Genomic DNA, 552 nt, shown 5'->3' on the forward strand with positions numbered 1-552 from the left:
GGTACCTGCGACATTGGATCTGTGGAGGGCGGCAGTAAGGCACCGGTCGGACCGATACCCGGCAACGGAGACGATACCGACGCGATGAGCGCGCTGGTTATTGGGGAGCCATCTTCAACTGAAACTGATCTCATTCCCCCTAGCCCGCATCGCGCGCCGATCCTCTGATGCCTGTGTTTTTTGGCACCAAAGCGTGGCTAAGGGGGGGGTACACAGGAGATGGGCATGATGTACGCTTACTAGGGCAAGGCTGATGGGAATGCATCAGGCCATCACCTGCTGGTTTACCATGCACTGGATGTGGCAGCGGTGGCGGCGGTACTGCTGGAACAGCGCCCGGAACTGCTACGCCGCCTGGCCGCCGCCATGGGTTTGCCGCCGGAAGCAGCCAAATGCTGATGCAGTTTTCTGCTCGGTTTACACGATCTGGGCAAGTTTGCCGAAACCTTCCAGCAGTTGCGTGAGGATTTGCGCATTGCGCTCTGGCCGAATAAACACATCCGCAAGCACAACTACAGCATTTCGGTACGGAGCCACAGTTGTTCATCCTTG

General features: G+C 58.0%; 1 pseudogene. It reads left to right on the forward strand.

Annotated features, from left to right (window positions below):
• Positions 1-300: 300 nt before the first annotated feature.
• A pseudogene (locus tag ACOCD2_RS25580) lies at positions 301-552 on the forward strand (HD domain-containing protein); the annotation flags it as partial.

Source organism: Thiolapillus sp., from assembly GCF_048562965.1.
Taxonomy (GTDB): domain Bacteria; phylum Pseudomonadota; class Gammaproteobacteria; order Chromatiales; family Chromatiaceae; genus Thiolapillus; species Thiolapillus brandeum_A.